14 protein-coding genes are annotated in these 17,252 nt (G+C 76.1%); 3 read left to right on the forward strand and 11 right to left on the reverse strand.

Annotated elements, in window-relative coordinates; all coding sequences use genetic code 11:
• Window positions 1–15: 15 nt before the first annotated feature.
• Together NDAS_RS14735 and NDAS_RS14740 are read right to left on the reverse strand one after the other, a co-directional pair.
• A complete protein-coding gene (locus tag NDAS_RS14735) occupies window positions 16–699 on the reverse strand; it encodes a hypothetical protein (protein ID WP_013154005.1) in 684 nt (227 codons plus the stop codon).
• Complete coding sequence (locus NDAS_RS14740) at window positions 696–2,654, reverse strand: thioesterase domain-containing protein (RefSeq protein ID WP_013154006.1); 1,959 nt, start codon at window positions 2,652–2,654, stop codon at window positions 696–698. The genes NDAS_RS14735 and NDAS_RS14740 overlap by 4 nt, the downstream gene beginning before the upstream one ends.
• 245 nt (window positions 2,655–2,899) lie before the next feature.
• Between NDAS_RS14740 and NDAS_RS28925 the strand changes: the two genes are divergently transcribed.
• A complete protein-coding gene (locus tag NDAS_RS28925; protein ID WP_013154007.1) occupies window positions 2,900–3,076 on the forward strand; it encodes a hypothetical protein in 177 nt (58 codons plus the stop codon).
• A gap of 91 nt (window positions 3,077–3,167) precedes the next feature.
• Here the strand turns inward: NDAS_RS28925 and NDAS_RS14745 are convergent, their stop codons facing one another.
• Both NDAS_RS14745 and NDAS_RS14750 read right to left on the reverse strand, forming a co-directional pair.
• Window positions 3,168–4,124 carry a CRISPR system precrRNA processing endoribonuclease RAMP protein Cas6 gene (locus tag NDAS_RS14745; protein ID WP_013154008.1) on the reverse strand — a complete coding sequence of 319 codons (957 nt, stop codon included), beginning with the start codon at window positions 4,122–4,124 and terminating at the stop codon, window positions 3,168–3,170.
• Between the two features lie 242 nt (window positions 4,125–4,366).
• Window positions 4,367–4,906 (reverse strand): DUF1697 domain-containing protein, encoded by a 540-nt coding sequence (locus NDAS_RS14750; protein WP_013154009.1) that lies wholly within the window; start codon window positions 4,904–4,906, stop codon window positions 4,367–4,369.
• A 273-nt stretch (window positions 4,907–5,179) separates the two neighbouring features.
• Between NDAS_RS14750 and NDAS_RS14755 the strand changes: the two genes are divergently transcribed.
• The gene (locus NDAS_RS14755; RefSeq protein WP_013154010.1) at window positions 5,180–6,196 is read left to right on the forward strand and encodes a hypothetical protein; all 1,017 of its coding nucleotides are present in this window, start codon (window positions 5,180–5,182) and stop codon (window positions 6,194–6,196) included.
• Window positions 6,197–6,294: 98 nt separating this feature from the next.
• On the opposite strand, the gene NDAS_RS14760 is transcribed toward NDAS_RS14755, so the two are convergent.
• Complete coding sequence (locus NDAS_RS14760) at window positions 6,295–8,193, reverse strand: solute symporter family protein (protein WP_013154011.1); 1,899 nt, start codon at window positions 8,191–8,193, stop codon at window positions 6,295–6,297.
• Complete coding sequence (locus NDAS_RS14765; protein ID WP_013154012.1) at window positions 8,190–8,636, reverse strand: DUF485 domain-containing protein; 447 nt, start codon at window positions 8,634–8,636, stop codon at window positions 8,190–8,192. The genes NDAS_RS14760 and NDAS_RS14765 overlap by 4 nt, the downstream gene beginning before the upstream one ends.
• 532 nt (window positions 8,637–9,168) lie before the next feature.
• On the opposite strand from NDAS_RS14765, the gene NDAS_RS14770 reads away from it, so the two are divergent.
• Entirely contained in the window at window positions 9,169–9,444 is a 276-nt protein-coding gene (locus NDAS_RS14770) for an Lsr2 family protein (protein WP_013154013.1), read from the forward strand.
• 386 nt (window positions 9,445–9,830) lie between these two features.
• Here the strand turns inward: NDAS_RS14770 and hutI are convergent, their stop codons facing one another.
• The 5 genes from hutI to hutH all read right to left on the reverse strand — a co-directional run bounded on the left by hutI (window position 9,831) and on the right by hutH (window position 17,176).
• Window positions 9,831–11,036, reverse strand: coding sequence for an imidazolonepropionase (hutI, locus tag NDAS_RS14775; protein WP_013154014.1), 1,206 nt, complete (start codon window positions 11,034–11,036; stop codon window positions 9,831–9,833).
• Window positions 11,033–12,571, reverse strand: coding sequence for a formimidoylglutamate deiminase (locus NDAS_RS14780; RefSeq protein WP_013154015.1), 1,539 nt, complete (start codon window positions 12,569–12,571; stop codon window positions 11,033–11,035). Before NDAS_RS14780 ends, hutI begins: the two co-directional genes overlap by 4 nt.
• The gene (locus NDAS_RS14785; RefSeq protein WP_041552785.1) at window positions 12,568–13,836 is read right to left on the reverse strand and encodes an allantoate amidohydrolase; all 1,269 of its coding nucleotides are present in this window, start codon (window positions 13,834–13,836) and stop codon (window positions 12,568–12,570) included. Before NDAS_RS14785 ends, NDAS_RS14780 begins: the two co-directional genes overlap by 4 nt.
• An 87-nt stretch (window positions 13,837–13,923) precedes the next feature.
• Window positions 13,924–15,600, reverse strand: a complete 1,677-nt coding sequence (hutU, locus tag NDAS_RS14790; RefSeq protein WP_013154017.1) for a urocanate hydratase — start codon at window positions 15,598–15,600, stop codon at window positions 13,924–13,926.
• A 28-nt stretch (window positions 15,601–15,628) separates the two neighbouring features.
• Window positions 15,629–17,176 (reverse strand): histidine ammonia-lyase, encoded by a 1,548-nt coding sequence (hutH, locus tag NDAS_RS14795; RefSeq protein ID WP_041552786.1) that lies wholly within the window; start codon window positions 17,174–17,176, stop codon window positions 15,629–15,631.
• Window positions 17,177–17,252 lie beyond the last annotated feature (76 nt).

Here is a 17,252-nt window from a genome sequence, read left to right on the forward strand (position 1 = left end):
CGGGGGAACGGAGTCTCATGGGGGTGTACCTTCCCGTTCCCGGCCGCCGTTCACGGGCGCGGCCAGGCTCAGGGTCACCTCGTGCGGATCGCTCCCCCCGTCCCCGGCCAGGCGCACGTCCACCCGGCCCCGGCCGCGCGTGCCCCTGGACCCGATACGGGTGGTGGCCAGGCAGGCGCGGGCCAGCAACCGCCAGTGGTCCTCCCCCGGCGGGGAGGCCCAGGTCAGCGCGGCGGTGAGGGTCAGGCCCGGCAGGAGCGTCCGGTGCGTGCGCAGGCGGCCCGGCTCGGGCGCGCCGTCCGGACCCACCGCGATGCCCGACTCCAGGGTCGTGTAGGCGTCGGTCACCGCGCGGCGCAGGGTGGAGCGCAGCGGTTCGGCCCGGCCGGCGAGCGCGCGGGCGACCGCGGCGCGCACCCCGTCGCCCAGGACGGCGTGTCCCACCCGCAGCATCCGGTCCGCGCCGTGCGAACTCCCCCGGCCGAAGACCTCGTCGCAGGCCCCGGCCAGGCCGGGCGCCACCGCCAGGGCGCTGACCGCCCCGGCGCGCAGCCGCGCGGCGAGGCGGTGGCGGGGCAGGTAGGGCAGGCCGTGCTCGTCGGTGACCACGTCGGTGTCGGCGCCCGTGCCGTCCGCGCTGGCGCCGACGAACAGCGCGGGAGAGGCCAGGTGCACGGTGACGCGGTCCGGGCGGCTCACCGGAACGCGCCCCGCGGACGGGGCGCCCCGGTACGCGGACCGCCGTTCCCCGCCCGCCGCTGGGGGCGGTGGGGGTCGAGGGCCGCCGCCAGCCCGGGGTCCAGGTGCAGGTCCATCACCTCGACCGCGTCGAGCAGGCCGCCGGGCGTCCAGCCTCGGGGCAGGTCGACGGGCCCGCCCGTCGCGTGGGCGCGTCGGGCGAGTTCGGGCTCCGGGTCGGCGCCCGACTCCAACAGGGGCACCAGCGCGGAGACCAGCCAGCCCCGCTGGCGGGTGTCCCCGTCGGCGAGCAGGCTGCCCGGCGCGGTCGCGGACAGGTACCGGTCCAGGAAGCGGGCGAACCCGGTTCCGGTCAGGGGCAGGGCGGTCCGCGGCACCGGCGCCCGGCGGGCCCGGTCCAGGCGGCGCAGCACCCGTCCGACGCCGTCGAGGCGCGTCGTCCAGGCCACGGCGTGCTCGTCGCCCGCTCCGGGGTCGGCCTCGGCGGTCTGGAGGCGGTGCTCCTTGGCGCGGCGGCACATCGCCTCGCACAGGTCGTAGCCCAGCGACAACGGAGCGCCCACCGGCTGCACGGCCACGCCCACCCCCACCGTGGGCACGAACGTGGTGTGCGCCGCGCCGTCCGGCGCGACGACGGCGCGCCCGCCGCCGGGGCGGTCGCCGTGGGCCTCGGCGAGCGCGCGGTGCAGGCCCACCCGGGGGTCGCGGTCGTCGCCGACGCGCTCGGGGTCGGCGTCCAGCCAGTCGAGGGCGTAGCGCACCAGGCTGAGGGCGATCCGGGCGTCGCACAGCACGGTCAGGTCGTCCCCGGCGACCACGACGGGGCGGACCGGCAGGGACACGGGACCGGGCGGCTCATGGTGCAGGGTGATCGGCGCGGCGGCGCCGGTTCCCGGAATGAGGGGCCGCTGGCCGGGTCCGGCGTGGACGGTGGCCGCCACCGCGCGCACGAGGACACGGGCCAGCCCCTCGGTGAGCCCGGCGATGCGGGTGGACAGGCGGCGCTGGGCGAAGGCGCCCGAACCCGGCACGGCCGGGTCCCCCGCGCGTTCGCGGTACTCGCCCAGGAGGGCGCCCAGGCCGTTGACGTCGATGTGGACGACCGCGACGCGGCTGAGGCCGCCGTGGTCGCGGCCCAGGCGGTCCACCTCCATCGGCAGCGTCAGGGCGGGGGCTCCGGCGGCGGTGACGGCACCGGCCAGCCAGTCGGAGCTGTGGGCGCGGTGCCAGCGTCGGCCGATCCCCCGGGCCCGGGCGACGTCGGCGGCCACCCTCTCGTGCACGTCGGGGTGGTCGTCCTGGACGCGGCTGCTGTCCACCGACTCGGCGGGGCCTCCGCTGACCGAGCACACGGCGGTGATCCCGTACCCGTGCGCGGGGGTGTGCAGGGCCGACATGTGCCGCCGCGCCTCGCGCAGCCGCGCCGGGAGCAGGGCCAACGCCTCGTCCACCCCGGCGGCCGCCGTCGTGTCGGCGCCCGGCGCGCGGTCGGGCCCCGGGGATCCGGTCGTGCCCGTGTGCTCCGGGGCGGCGCCGCCCGGTCCCCCGGCCTCGTGCCCGGCCCCGGGACCGTAGGCCACGTGCGCCACCACGGGGGTCAGGTCCGCGGCGCGGTCGCGCAGCCTGCGGGTGTAGAGGGCGGTGAACCCGCGCGCCGAGGCCGCGTCGGGGAAGACCGCGGTGAGCGCCCCTCCGGCGTCGCGCAGCACCACGCAGTCCGGCGGTACGAGGTCGGCGATCCCGTGCTCGGCGTCGGATGTGTCGGTCAGCTCCGCGACGAGGGCGGCGCGCCCCACCGCGTCCAGGATGCGCCGGCCGCTGTACACGTAGGCCTGGATGCCGCGCAGGTCGACACCGACCACCACACCGCTGGACGGTGTTCCCCCCGGTCGCGTCGGGGCACCGGGGGGCCGGTGCTGCTCGGGGGCGAAGGTCACCGTGTCGGGCTCCTCCATCGGCGGGACGTGCGGGAACGCGGCGCCGCCGTGCGGCGCCTGCTGACCTCTCTCGGACGGTGCCGCACGACGCACCGGTACCAAGCGATACCAGCCCGGGTCCGCGGGGCCGCGCCCCGCCCCGGCCGGACGGCGCCGCTCCCGGGGCCCGGCGGCCTCCTCCCGTGGGCCCGCCGCCCGGGCGCGCGGCGCTGTCCGAGAGAGCTGGGTGCACGCACACCGCCCCGGTACGGAAAGGTTCCCCGATGGCCCCGCACACGTCCGAGACGATCGCGCCGCCAGGGCGCGAGACGTCCGTCCCCGCCGCGAACGGCGCTCCGCTCACCCCCCACGATCTCGTGCCGCACCTGCGCGGCCTGGCCCGCGCCCTGCGCGACCGGGGCGCGGACCGGGCCGGGCGGGAGCGCGCCCCCTCACCGTGAGCGCACGCCGTCGGCTCCCGCCCCCGTCCACGGGGTGGGAGCCGACGGCCGGGCCGGGCACCGGTGCGGCCACCGGTCCCGGTCGGCGGGGTCAGTCGAACAGGGCGCCCCCGAACTCCTCCTCGGCGACGGCGTGCGCCCGGGTCTCACCCACGCGCTGCGGGGCGCGGCGGGGCACCCGGTGCGGGGTCCGCCGGGGGCGCTGGGCGGGCACCCGTGCGGACGGCTGGCCGCTGGTCACCGTGTCCACCTGCACGGAGCCGAAGCCCTGGGCGGTGTACTTGCCCGCTCCGGTCAGCTCCAGCAGTTCCAGGAGGGTGGCGAAGGCGTCGGCGTGGCGGCGCTCGCCCCCGGCCAGGTCCAGCCGCAGCCCGCCGTGCCAGCCGAGCACGGTGCGGTTGTCGGCGTGCTGGTGCTCGGCCAGCCGCACCTCCTCGCCGGGCAGGGGCTCGCGGCGCACCCGGGCCAGCCCGCCGAACACCAGCTCCAGCCAGGGTTCGGCCAGGGTGGACGGCGCGAACCGGGCCACCGCGCCCACGGCCCCGCTGCCGCCGACGATCCCGCCGCCCGAACGGTGCACGGCGCCGAAGAGGCGCCGCGGGGTGGGCCAGATGTGCGGAATGCGCTCACCGGCGGCGTCGCGGGTGGTCATGACGATGGGGGTCCGGCTGCGCACCGCGGCCGAGCGCACCGCGGACGGGCCGCGCGGCTCGGTGAGCATCTGGGTGTAGGTGCGGTCGAAGGTGCGGGTGACCGAGAGGGGCACCAGCAGGTGGTCGCCGATCCGCTGGGGGTCGCCGACCAGCTCCTCCGGCGCGAGCGGGGGCGGGGTGTCGTCGTCCAGCCAGGTGAGCGTCCAGTGGTGCAGGCGGTCGCCCAGGGGCGAGGGCCACCCGTTCATGGCCCACCGCTTGGCGGCCGCGTGCTCCTCCGGGGACTGGGGCCACCAGCGGTTGAGCAGTCCGTGGCAGTCCTCGGGCCGGATCGGCCGCGCCGTGTCCGCCAGATCTCGCAGGATCACGGTCCACCGCATCGGCACGGGCACCACCCCTTCACTCGGTCGCGGCGGCGGACGCACACCGCCGAGGACTCCTCTCGGACAGTGCCGGGCCCTGTCCAGGGCCTCGCGTTCCCACGGGCACCGCCCTGCGTACCGGGACCGGGGCCGCCCGTGGACAACCGCTTCCGACCACCGGACGCGTACACGGTCACCGCGAACGGCGGCACGGCCCTGCGAGCGGGCGCCGGGTGCGCCGGGCCTTCGGACGCGCACGGCCGCGGGTCCCCGGTTCAGCCCTCGGCCATCTCCAGCAGGCGCAGCACGGTGCGCCAGTTGCGGCCCGTCACCGTCCCGTCGACGTGTCGGGCCACGAGGTCGGGGAGCCTGGCGTGTCTGAGCCCCAGCTCGTGGTGGGTGTAGACCTGGTCGCCCACCACCGCCATGCGCTCGCGCGGGTGGGCGGACGGGTCGAGCGCGGCCAGACCGGCGGCGTCCACGGCGCCGGAGCAGAACAGGACGAGGAACTTGGCGGGGTCGGGGACGGGGAGGGGGTTGGCCTCCACCGCGGCGCGCAGCTGCCCGGCGGTGCGCACCACGGTCGGCACGTCGAGCCCGAGTTCGGCGTCCACGGCCTCCCGCACCCGCCGGGCCACGGCGTCGGGCCGCGTCCCCTCGGCGCTGAACACCGCGTTGCCGCTCTGGAGGTGGGTGGCCACGTCGCCGTAGCCGAGTCCGGCGAGCAGGGAGCGCAGGTCGGCCATGGCGACGCGGCGGTGCGCGCCGAGGTTGATTCCGCGCAGCAGCGCGACGTACCTGGTCATGCCCACCATTGTGCCGAGACGGCGGCCGTGCGCACAAGCGTTCGACCCCGGCTGTGGACAACCCTCCGCGACGCGGCCGACGGCGGGGCCGTCCGTGCCCGGCCACGGCGGGCGCGGCGGTCCCGCGGCTGCCGCACCCGGCCTCGCGAACGCGGCGGCTCCGCGGATTCCGACCCCTCCCGTGGACCCCGGCGGGCGCCGCGGGTGCGTACGCTGGCACGCGTAGGCGCGGCTCCCTGGCCGCCGCGCAGACGTGAACCGCACCACGACCCCGGAGACGCCGTGCCGCGCCTGAGCCACACCTTCGACATCACCGCAGTGGACAGGGAGGTGGTCGAGCGCATCGTCGCCGCCCTGCACGAGGTCGCGCGCAGCTGCCGTTTCGACGGCCGGGGCTGGCTGCTGACCCCCGACGCGCCGACCCGGGCCCGTCTGGACCGGCGGGCCGACGAACTCGGCCTGCTCGACGGCGAGGAGGCCGAACGGTTGCGGGAGGAGCAGCGCCGCGCCGCCGAGGAACTGCGCGGGGGCGGCGCCGGCACACCGGCCGAGGCCGACGAACTGGCCGTGGCGGCCAGCGAGCTCTCCCTCCAGTTGCAGCGGGGGCGCCACCTCGAACCCCGCAGCCACTACCTCATCGCCGAGCTGTCCCCCGAGGGCGTTCCCGTCGATCCCGCAGACGACGAGGAGAAGGGCTGGAGCGGCACGGGCGTGACCCTCACCTCCTGGGACGAGGCGGGCACCACCTCGGCCGAGTTCGCCATGCCCGACACCGTCGGCACACAGGAGGACCCCGTGACGTGGGGGACCGTCACCCACGACGCCCCCGCAGGCCTGCTCACCTGGAGCGCGCGGGTGCGGCTGCCCGGGCGCGGCGCCTGGCTGCGGTCGGCCGAGGGCACCCTGGAGGTGGACACGGGCGCCTGGTACGAGGCCGTCGCGCGGGGCCGGGACACCCCTCCCGTGCGGGTGCGGGCCACGCACTCCCTGGCCCGGATCAGCGCCTGGCTGTCCCCTTCGGTCTCCGCCGACGGCCGCTGGGCGGTGGAGGCCGTGCTCGACGTGCGCGGCCGGGGCGTGTTCCGCCCGGTGGTGGCGGCGGCCTTCTGGGCGGTCACCGCCTCCTTCCGCAGGGAGGACCGGCGCACGGCCCGTCAGGGGGGCGGGGAGCCGACCACGCGGGAGCGCCTGGACCAGACCGCCCGCGCCTGGGACCGCGTCGCCCGCAACGCGCCCCGGATCCCGGAGCTGCTGCACGAGGTGGCCCGGGCCATGGCCGAGGCGCCCGACGGGGACTGACTCCCCCGCCCTCCCCCGGGCGCTCGCGCTCCGCCCCTCCGCTCCCGGCCCCACTACCCCTCTCCGGGGGTCCCTCCGCCCCGGAGCCCGCGCGCGGGTCAGTCCCGCTCGACGCCCCACCCGGTCAGGGAGCGCACCCGCAGCTCGGTGAAGCGCGCGGTGTCGCGCTCCGGCGAGAGCAGGCTGCCCACGACCGCGCACGCGAAGCCGAACGGCACCGCCAGCAGCGCCGGGTTCTCCATCGGGAAGAGCTGGACGTCGATCCAGGCGGGCAGCACCGACAGGTTCTCCCCCGTGACGGGGTCGGTCCTGCCCGACATCACCGGCGACAGCAGCATGAGCAGCAGGGTGGCGGACAGGCCGCCGTAGACGCCCCACTCCACACCCCTGGTGTTGAAGCGGCGCCAGAACATGGTGAGCACGATGACCGGCAGGTTGGCCGCGGCCGCGACGGCGAAGGCCAGCCCCACGAGGAAGGCCGCGTTCATGTCCTGGGCCCGCACGGCCAGCACGACGGCCACGGCGCCGATCACGCAGGCGGAGAGCCGCGCCACACCCACCTCCTGCGACTCCCGGGGCCTGCCCCACATGAGGATGTGGCCGAACAGGTCGTGCGCGATCGAGGAGGACGAGGCCAGGGTGAGGCTGGCGATGACGGCGAGGACGGTGGCCAGCGCGACCGCCGAGACCAGCGCGAGCAGCACGGCCGCGCCCGCGGGACCGGCGGTCAGCCGCCCCACCTCCTCGGCGAGCATCGGCACCGCGGTGTTGCCCGAGGGGTCCGCGGCCGCGATGCGCTCGGAGCCGACCAGCGCCGCGGCGCCGAAGCCCAGGGCCGGCGTCATGAGGTAGAAGGCCCCGACCATGACGATCGTGCGGTTGACCGACGAGCGCGCCGCCCGGCCGTCGGGCACGGTGTAGAAGCGGATGAGGATGTGCGGCAGCGCGACGGTGCCCAGCACCAGGGCCAGCCCGAGGCTGAGGAGGTCGAGCTTGTTGAACAGGGTCCGGGCGGGGTCGCCGGAGACCTCCACCCCGAAGCGCAGCCCCGGTTCCAGGAAGGCCTGACCGTGCCCGCTGGCCTCGGCGGCCCCGCCGAGCAGGGCGCGCGGGTCGAAGGCGAACAGGGCCAGCACCAGGGCGGTGAGCAGTCCGGTGGCGGCCAGCAGCGCGACCGCCTTGATGATCTGGAGCCAGGTGGCCGCCTTCATGCCGCCGTACATGACGTAGACGATCATGAGCACGCCCACGAGCACGATCACGCCCGTGCGGGCCTGCTCGGCGCCCATCCCCAGGAAGGTCCCGCCGTCGTGCAGGCCCAGCAGGACCGCGACCAGGGCTCCGGCGCCGACCATCTGCGCGACCAGGTAGAACACGCACACGGTGACGGTGGAGACGGTGCAGGCCAGGCGCACCCGCATCCGGTTCATGCGGAAGGCGGGCAGGTCGGCCATGGTGAAGCGGCCGGTGTTGCGCACCAGCTGGGCCATCGGCAGCACCAGCAGCCAGGCCGCCAGGAAGCCGATGGAGTACAGGAAGCCGTCGTAGCCCTGGAGGGAGATCATCCCGGCGATGCCCAGGAAGGAGGCCGCGGACAGGTAGTCGCCGGTCAGGGCGAGCCCGTTCTGGGTGCTGGAGAAGCCGCGTCCGCCCGCGTAGAAGTCGACCGCGCCCCGGGTGGTGCGCCTGGCGCGGACGGTGACGGCGAGGGTGACCAGGACGAACAGGGCGCACAGGCCCACCGTCCAGGCGTGCGCGACGCCGAACTCGCTCCCCAGCGCGCCGCCCAGGGCGTCCAGGGGGTCGGCGGCCGCGGACGGAACGGTGGACGCGGACGGTGCTTCGGCAGCGGGCGGTTCGGCGGGCGCGACCGGGACGGTGGACGCGGGCGGTGCGGCAGCGGCGGGCGTTTCGGTGACGGCCGCCACTCCGACGGCCACCGCGGCGGTGCCGTCCCCCGTGACGGCACCGCCCGCGGCCGCTGCGGCGGCGCTCATCGGCCCGCCGCCGTCCCGTCGGCGGCCTCCCCGCCGCGGGCCTCCTCGCGGATCTCCCGTGCGAGGGGTTCCAGGGAGCGTTCGGAGAAACGCCCGAACGCCCAGGCGAGCGCGAACACCCACAGGAACTGTCCGATTCCCATGACCAGTGCCGCGTTCACCGAATCCGTGAGCGGCCTGCCCATGAAATCGCGCGCGTAGGCGGAGAGCAGAAGATAGGACGGGTAACCGAGCAGGAATGCCGATACCAGCAGTCCCGTCTGGAGCGCGAACCGCCTTCGGAGTTTCACGAAACGCGGATCGACGGACACGCGCTCACAGGCGCGCGTGCGTTCGGCCCGCGCACGCCGCCGCTCCGCCGCGGACACGGTTCCCCCCGGTCGCGGCGCCTGCCCCCGGACGCCGACACGCCCTCTGTGGACACCCTCCATGTACTCGACCACGGCCCTCCCCCTGCTCCCTCTCTCCGGACACCGCTCCCCCACGGCGTCCGCCGTTGCCCGTGTGCGCGGCGCGGGCGCCGCCACGGGTCCGCCCGGAGGGAACGGCCGAACACGGCGCTTTCCCCCGGATGGGGCAATACCCTAGCGATGCGCCCGGAGCCGTGTTCGCCAAACGCACAAATCGGTGTTCGGCAATGGCGCGAAAGCGTTCCGAGAAACGGACAAAAAACCGGAAGACAAACACGCGGTGCCATAACGGCCGCCCCGCCGCGGACGTGCGCCCCGCCGCCCGCACCGCGGGACGCGCGTCCGCGGGCGCCCCGCCCGCGGACGCCGAACCCGCGCGGACCCCCTGGTCACCCCGGGCACACCCGCCGGACACGGGCGCACGCGCCCCCGAATCTTCGCTAGGCTTCGGGGCGACCCCGAACCCGTGACGGCACATCCGGCGTGCAGCCGGTTTGCGCTTTCGTACAGGTGTATGATTAATGGGTCCGCTCTGTTCACGCGATACCGAAGGGAAATCCCCGCCGTGGTCACCGAGGTCTTCACGCTCAAGTACTGCGATCCCCACGCCGTCAGCGAGGAGAAGGTCGAGGCGACTGAGGTCATCCAGTTCGCCTGGGAGGGTGTCGTCCGCGAGGTCGACGCGTGCGCCGACTGCTTCAAGGAGCACGAGGCCCGTCTGGAGCCCCTCGTCGACTACTCGCGTCCGGTGAAGAAGCGCCGCGTCACCAAGAAGGCCGCGTCCTCCTCCTCCGCGCCCGCCGAGGGCTCCGACGACTCCGCGGACGACGAGTCGAACTAGCCAGCGTCCCCGGGCGCGGACCCGCGCCCTCGGGAACGGCCTCATCGCGTCAACCGCGAGCGGGGGCCGACGACACCCCCCAGTGATCGTCGGCCCCCGCGTTCTGTGTGCGGCCCCGGCGGGAGCCGCGTGCCCGGCCCCGGCCCGTGGGCCGCGCGGGTCGCGCCGCTCCGGGCCGCCGTCCCGGCACGCCCCGGGTTCACCGCGGACCTCCTCGGAGGGAGCGTGGGCCGGTGCCCCACCGCCGCGGAACGACGCTGTACCGCGGCGGCGGACACGCACCGACGTGCATCCAGGTTGGGTGCCGCGGGTTTCGGGGAGATTAGCCGTTCGTTGAGTTCATGAGGACATTGGATGACCCGCTCGTCACACCGCGCCCTCCGTTCTCAGGGGCGCCCCGAGACCAGCTCCCCGTCCTTCCAGACCGCCGCGACCTGGGGGACCCCCGGCCGGTAGGCGAGGTAGAGGTGGTTGGGCGCGTCCAGCAGGACCAGGTCGGCGCGCGCGCCGGGGGCCAGGTGGCCGACGTCGGTGCGGCGCAGCGCCCGCGCCCCTCCCGCGGTGGCCGCCCACACCGCCTCGTCGGGGGTCATGCCCGTGTCGCGGACGGCGACCGCGACGCAGAAGGCCAGGCTGGAGGTGAAGCACGAACCCGGGTTGCAGTCGCTGGCCAGGGCGACCAGGGCCCCGGCGTCGATGAGCGCGCGGGCGTCCGGGTAGGGCTGGCGGGTGGAGAAGTCCACCCCGGGCAGCAGGGTGGCGACCGTGGGCTCGGGGCGCGCGGCCGCCTGGGCCAGGGCGTCCACGTCCGCGGGTTCCAGGTGGGTGCAGTGGTCGACCGAGGCGGCGCCCAGTTCGACCGCCAGGCGCACGCCCGGCCCCGGGCCCAACTGGTTGCCGTGCACGCGGGGCAGCAGTCCGCGCTCCGTCCCGGCGGTCAGGACCCGGCGGGAGGCGTCCTCGTCGAAGGCGCCGCGCTCGCAGAAGACGTCGATCCACCGGGCGTGCGGCGCGCAGGCCTCCAGCATGGGCCCCGTGACCAGATCGACGTAGCCCTGGGGGTCGTCGGCGTACTCGGGCGCGACCACGTGCGCGCCCAGGAAGGTGACCTCGTCGGTGACGCGGGCGGCCACGGCCAGGCAGCGCTCCTCGTCGGCGACGGTGAGCCCGTAGCCGGACTTGACCTCCAGGGTGGTGGTGCCCTGGGCGCGGGCCTCGCGGAGCAGGCGCCGGGCCCCCGCGAGCAGGTCGGCGTCGGAGGCCTCGCGGGTGGCGGCCACGGTGGTGCGGATGCCGCCCGCCGAGTAGGGCTGGCCGCTCATCCGGGCGGCGAACTCGCGGCTGCGGTCGCCCGCGAAGACGATGTGTGAGTGGCTGTCGACGAACCCGGGGATGACGCAGCGCCCGGCGGCGTCGATCCGCGCGTCGGCGGCGGGCGCCTGGGCGCGCGGGCCCGACCAGGCCACCCGGCCGTCCTCGACGACCAGCGCCGCGTCCCGGACCTCGCCCACCGCGCCCCGTCCCCGGGAGGGGTCGTTGGTGACCAGGGTGGCGATGTCGTCGATGACGATGCTGCGGGGCACGTCGCTCATGTGAGGACCTCCTTGATGACCGTGTCGAGTTCGCGCGCGGTGTCGGGAACCAGGGTGTGGACGCCGTCGCGGACGGTCCAGCGCCCGTCGGCCATCACGTGCCGCACGTCGGCGGAGGCGGCGGCGAAGACGACGGCGTCGGCGGCCCGGGCGGGGTCGGCCCCGGCCAGGCGGGTTCCGTCCAGGGGGACGTTGACCAGGTCGGCCCGCGCCCCGGGGGCCAGGACACCGGCGTCGGAAGCCCCGCGCGGGGGTTCCTGTGGTCCCGCTCCGACGTGCGCCGACCCCTCGGACGCCCCGGGGGCGGCGGCCCCCGGTTCGCGGGTCCAGCCGAGGCTGGCGTGCCCGTGCGCGGTGGCCGCGCGCAGCAGCTCCCCGGCGCCCAGGGTGCCGCGCCGGTGGGTGCGCAGGCGCTCGTGGAGTTCGACCGCCCTGGCCTCCTCGAACATGTCGGTCAGGGCGTGCTGGTCGGTGCCCAGGCTGAGCGGGGCGGGCAGCAGGTCGCCGGTGCGCGGCAGGCCGTCGGCCAGGTCGCGCTCGGTCGTGGGGCACAGGCACACCGTGGACCCGGCCGCGCGGACGGCCGCCACGTCGGCGTCGCTCAGATGGGTGGCGTGCACCAGGCTGGTGCGCGGGGTGAGCGCGCCCGCGTCGGCGAGCACGGCCGTGGGGGTGCGGCCGTAGGCGGCCAGGCAGGCGGCGTTCTCACCGGGCTGCTCGGAGACGTGGACGTGCAGCACGGCGTCGCGCCCGGCGGCGAAAGCGGCCACCTCGGGCAGCTGCGCGGCGGGGACGGCGCGCACCGAGTGGGCGGCCGCTCCCGTGCGCACGTGCCCGCCCCCGGGACGGAAGGCGGCGGCGCGTTCGGCCCACCCGTCCGCGTCCCCGTCGCCGAAGCGCAGCTGGGGCCCGGCCAGCGGCTGGTGGACGCCGTTCCCGTCCAGCCCGCCGGACAGGTAGCACACGTCCAGCAGGGTGATCCGGATCCCCGCGTCGGCCGCGGCGGCCGCCAGGGCGTGGCCCATGGCGTTGGGGTCGGCGTAGCGATCCCCGCCGGGTGCGTGGTGCAGGTAGTGGAACTCGCCCACGCAGGTGATCCCGGCCAGGGCCATCTCGACGTAGACCGCCCGGGCGAGTCGGTGGTAGGTGTCGGGGTCCAGCCGCTCGGCAACGCGGTACATGGTCTCGCGCCAGGTCCAGAAGGATCCGCCGCCGGCGTGGGTGCGCCCCCGCAGCGCCCGGTGGAAGGCGTGCGAGTGGGCGTTGGCGAGCCCGGGCAGGGTGAGGCCGGTGAGGGTCTCGGCGTCCCCGGGGCGCGGCGTCGCGACCGTCACCGACGTGATGCGGCCGTCGGCCACCTCCACGAGCACGCCGTGCTCGGGAGTGCCGTCCTCGGCGCCGGTCCACGCCCACTCGCACCACAGGCGGTGGTCGCGCGGCCCCCGGGAACGCCCGGAGGCGGTTCCGCATGCCGCAGGACCGGCGCTCCCGCCGGGGGCGGAGGCGGCGGGGCCGGAGTCCGCGCCGGTCGTCATCGGTCCCCCTCCCGGACGGGGCGGGCGAGCAGGTCCTGGAGCACGTCGGCCAGGGCGAGCACCCCGGCGTGGCAGTCCTCGGGGCGGGCCCACTCCCCGGGGGAGTGCGACACCCCGGTCGGGTTGCGCACGTACAGCATCGCGGTGGGCACGTGCGCGGCGAGCACCCCGGCGTCGTGTCCGGCCCCGGTCGGCAGCACCGGCACCCGGGGGTCGGGGGCGCGGTCGGCGACCACGGCGGCCAGGCGGTCGCGCAGGCCGTGCGCGAACGACACGAGCGGGGTCAGGGACTCGTTGGCCGTCGCGCAGTCCACCCCGTGCTCGCGCGAGGCCCGCTCGGCGGCCTCGCGCACCCCGGCCACGACCGCGCCGAGCGCGGCCTCGTCGGCGGCGCGTGCGTCCAGCCAGGCGCTGACCAGGGACGGGATCGCGTTCGTGCCGTTGGGGTTGACCAGGGCCCTGGCCACGGTGGCGCGGGCGCCGTGCTCCTCTGCCAGCGCGCGGGCCGCCAGGATCGTGTGCGCGAACGGCAGCATGGGGTCGCTGCGGTCGTCCAGGCGGGTGGTGCCCGCGTGGTCGGCACGGCCGGTGAAGTCCATCCGCCAGCGCCCGTGCGGCCAGATCGCGCTGGCCACGCCCACCGGGTGGGCGGTCTCCTCCAGGGCGCGGCCCTGCTCCACGTGCAGTTCCACGAACACGTCCAGGTCCGCCAGCGCCCCGGGGTCGGCGCCGATGGCGTCGGGGTCGTGCCCGGCGGCCTCCATGGCCCGGGCCCAGGTGGTCCCGGAGGCGTCGGTGAGGCCGCGCGCCCGCTCGGGGGAGATCTCCCCGGCCGTCAGGCGGCTGCCCAGGCAGGGGACGCCGAACCGGCCGCCCTCCTCCTCGGCGAACACCGTGACGGCCAGCGGCCGGGCCGGGGTCAGTCCGCGCCGCCGCAGTTCGTCCACGGCGGCCAGGGCGCTGGCCACGCCGAGGGGTCCGTCGAAGGCCCCGCCGTCGGGGACCGAGTCCAGGTGGGAGCCGGTGGCCACCGCGCCCGGGCCGGGCGCTCCCCACCAGGCCCACAGGTTGCCGTTGCGGTCGGTGCGCACGTCCAGGTTCCGGGCGGCGGCGGCCTCGGTGAACCAGGCGCGGGCGTCGGCGTCTGCGCCGTTCCAGGCGTGGCGGCGGTAGCCGCCGCTGCCCGGGTCGCGGCCCACGGACACCAGGTCGGCCCACAGGCGGTCGAAGGCCCCGGGGCCAGGGGCGGTGGAATGGTCGCTCACAGGGTGTTTCCCCACGTCGAAGCGGATGGTCGTGCGCACGGCCGGAGCCCGCCGGGGACGCCCCCGCAAGGGCGCCCCCGGCGCGGTTCAGTCCCCCTCGCGCATCGGGACGCGGATGCCGTGCTCGCGCGCGACGCGCCCGGCCTCGTCGTACCCGGCGTCCACGTGGCGGATGACGCCCGTGGCGGGGTCGTTGGTGAGCACCCGCTCCAGCTTGGCGGCGGCCAGGTCGGTGCCGTCCGCGACGCTGACCTGCCCGGCGTGCAGCGAGCGGCCCATGCCCACTCCCCCGCCGTGGTGGATGGACACCCACGAGGCGCCGGAGGAGGTGTTGACCAGGGCGTTGAGCAGCGGCCAGTCCGCGATGGCGTCGGAGCCGTCCCGCATCCCCTCGGTCTCGCGGTAGGGGGAGGCCACCGAGCCGGTGTCCAGGTGGTCGCGGCCGATGGCCAGCGGCGCGCGGACCTCGCCGGAGGCCACCAGTTCGTTGAAGCGCGCCCCGGCGGCGGCCCGCTCGCCCTGGCCGAGCCAGCAGATGCGGGCGGGCAGCCCCTGGAAGGCGACCCGCTCCCCCGCCATGCGGATCCACCGGGCCAGGTGCTCGTTGTCGGGGAACAGGTCCAGGACGGCCCGGTCGGTGCGGGCGATGTCGGCGGGGTCGCCCGACAGCGCCGCCCACCGGAACGGCCCCTTCCCCTCGCAGAACAGGGGCCGGATGTAGGCGGGGACGAACCCGGGGAAGTCGAAGGCGCGGGCGAAGCCGCCGCTGCGGGCCTCGTCGCGGATGGAGTTGCCGTAGTCGAAGACCTCGGCCCCCGCGTCCTGGAAGCCCACCATGGCCTCCACGTGCGCGGCCATGGACTCGCGGGCCCGGTCGGTGAACTCCTCGGGCCTGGCGGCGGCCAGGTCCCGCCAGTCCTCGAAGGCCACCCCGGCGGGCAGGTAGGCGAGGGGGTCGTGGGCGGAGGTCTGGTCGGTGACCACGTCGATCGGTGCGCCGCGCGAGAGCAGTTCGGGCAGGACCTCGGCGGCGTTGCCGAGCACTCCGACCGACAGCGGGCGGCGCTCGTCGCGCGCCCGCACGGCCAGTTCCAGGGCGTGGTCGAGGCTGTCGGCGCGCATGTCCAGGTAGCGGTGCTCGATGCGGCGTTCGATGCGGCTGGGGTCGCACTCGACCACGATCGCGACGCCGTCGTTCATGGTCACGGCCAGCGGCTGGGCGCCGCCCATGCCGCCGAGTCCGGCGGTGAGGGTGATGGTTCCGGCCAGGGTCCCGCCGCTGTGCCTGCCCGAACCGCTCAGCTTGGCGGCCACGGCGGCGAAGGTCTCGTAGGTGCCCTGGAGGATGCCCTGGGTGCCGATGTAGATCCACGAACCGGCGGTCATCTGCCCGTACATGGTCAGGCCCTGGGCCTCCAGGCGGCGGAACTCGGGCCAGTTCGCCCAGTCCCCCACCAGGTTGCTGTTGGCGATGAGCACGCGGGGAGCCCACTCGTGGGTGCGCATGATCCCGACCGGGCGGCCGGACTGCACGAGGAGGGTCTCGTCGCCCTCCAGGTCGCGCAGGGATGCGGTGATGCGGTCGAAGCTGTGCCAGTCGCGCGCCGCCCTGCCCGTGCCGCCGTAGACCACCAGCTCCTCGGGGCGTTCGGCGACCTCGGGGTCGAGGTTGTTGTGGAACATGCGCAGGGCGGCCTCCTGCTGCCACCCCTTCGCGGACAGGGTGGTGCCGCGCGCGGCGCGGACGGTACGTGGACTGCTCACGCGGTCTCCTCGCGGTGTTCGGGTCGGTTCAGGCCAGGGGGACGACGGACTCGGCGGCTGCGACCACGGAGCCGTCGGTGATCAGGGCGGCGACGGCGGCGATCTCGGGGGCCAGGTGGCGGTCGGGGCCGGGGCCGGAGACCTTCTCCCGTACGGTGCGCAGCACGGCGCCGGTGGCGGGGCCGGGCTCCAGCGGCGAGCGCAGGTCCAGGGCGCGGGCGGCGGTGAGCAGCTCCACCGCCAGCACGCTGGTCAGCCCGTCCACGGCGCGGCGCAGCTTGCGGGCGGCCGACCAGCCCATGGACACGTGGTCCTCCTGCATGGCCGAGCTGGGGATGGAGTCGACGCTGGCGGGCACGGCCAGGCGCTTGAGCTCGGAGACGATGGCGGCCTGCGTGTACTGGGCGATCATGTGGCCGGAGTCCACGCCGGGGTCGTCGGCCAGGAAGGCGGGCAGGCCGTGGGAGCGGGACACGTCGAGCATGCGGTCGGTGCGCCGCTCGGCGATGGAGGCGGTGTCGGCGACGGCGATGGCCAGGAAGTCGAGCACGTAGGCCACGGGCGCGCCGTGGAAGTTGCCGTTGGACTCCACCCGCCCGTCGTCCAGGACCACGGGGTTGTCGATGACGCTGTCGAGTTCGCGTCCGGCCACCAGCAGCGCGTGGGCGAGGGTGTCGCGGGCGGCGCCGGCCACCTGCGGGGCGCAGCGCAGCGAGTAGGCGTCCTGGACCCGGTTGCAGTCGGGGCCGCGGTGGGAGGCGACGATGGGCGAGGAGTCGAGCAGGGCGCGCAGGTTGGCCGCGGAGGCGGCCTGGCCGGGGTGGGGGCGCAGGCGCTGGAGCTCCTCGGCGAAGACGCGGTCGGTGCCCAGCAGCGCCTCGACGCTCATGGCGGCGGTGATGTCGGCGGCCTTGAGCAGGCGCTCCAGGTCCATGCAGGCCAGCACGAGCATGCCGAGCATGCCGTCGGTGCCGTTGATCAGCGCCAGGCCCTCCTTGGCGCCCAGTTCGACCGGGCGGATCCCGGCCTCGTGCAGGGCGGTGTAGGCGGGCAGGTCCCGCCCGGCGGCGTCGCGGACCCGGCCCTCGCCCATCAGGGCCAGCGCCACGTGCGACAGGGGCGCCAGGTCCCCCGAGCAGCCCAGGCTGCCGTACTCGTGCACGACCGGGGTGATGCGGGCGTTGAGCAGCGCGGCGAGGGTCTCGGCGGTGGCGACCTCCACGCCGGTGTTGCCCGAGGCCAGGGTGCGCAGGCGCAGCAGCATGAGGGCGCGCACGACCTCGTCCTCCACCTCGGGTCCGGTCCCGGCGGCGTGCGAGCGGATGAGCGAACGCTGGAGGCGGGCCCGCAGGTCGGGGGCGATGTGGCGGGTGGCGAGCGCGCCGAAGCCGGTGCTGACCCCGTAGGCGGGGACCTCGCCGCGGGCGAGCGACTCGACCCGTTCGCGGCCGTGGTGGAGGGCCTTTCGGGCCTGCTCGGACAGGGTGACACGGGCGCCGTGGCGGGCCACGTCGAGGATCTGGGCCGGGGTGAGCGGCGCATCGCCGACGACGACGGAAGGAACTGCTGTGGACATGCCTCCCATTTGACCCCCCGCGTGACCCCTGGTGAAGGGCTGACACGAGGGTTCCATCTGAGATCTCAGACAATAG

Origin of the sequence: Nocardiopsis dassonvillei subsp. dassonvillei DSM 43111, assembly GCF_000092985.1 — a bacterium.
Taxonomy (GTDB): domain Bacteria; phylum Actinomycetota; class Actinomycetes; order Streptosporangiales; family Streptosporangiaceae; genus Nocardiopsis; species Nocardiopsis dassonvillei.

Coding starts and splice junctions, on each gene's coding strand:
- NDAS_RS14740 (WP_013154006.1), bottom strand. CDS start 2,654: ATGGAGGAGCCCGACACGGTGACCTTCGCCCCCGAGCAGCACCGGCCC.
- NDAS_RS28925 (WP_013154007.1), top strand. CDS start 2,900: ATGGCCCCGCACACGTCCGAGACGATCGCGCCGCCAGGGCGCGAGACG.
- NDAS_RS14750 (WP_013154009.1), bottom strand. CDS start 4,906: ATGGTGGGCATGACCAGGTACGTCGCGCTGCTGCGCGGAATCAACCTC.
- NDAS_RS14760 (WP_013154011.1), bottom strand. CDS start 8,193: ATGAGCGCCGCCGCAGCGGCCGCGGGCGGTGCCGTCACGGGGGACGGC.
- hutI (WP_013154014.1), bottom strand. CDS start 11,036: ATGAGCGACGTGCCCCGCAGCATCGTCATCGACGACATCGCCACCCTG.
- NDAS_RS14780 (WP_013154015.1), bottom strand. CDS start 12,571: ATGACGACCGGCGCGGACTCCGGCCCCGCCGCCTCCGCCCCCGGCGGG.
- hutH (WP_041552786.1), bottom strand. CDS start 17,176: ATGTCCACAGCAGTTCCTTCCGTCGTCGTCGGCGATGCGCCGCTCACC.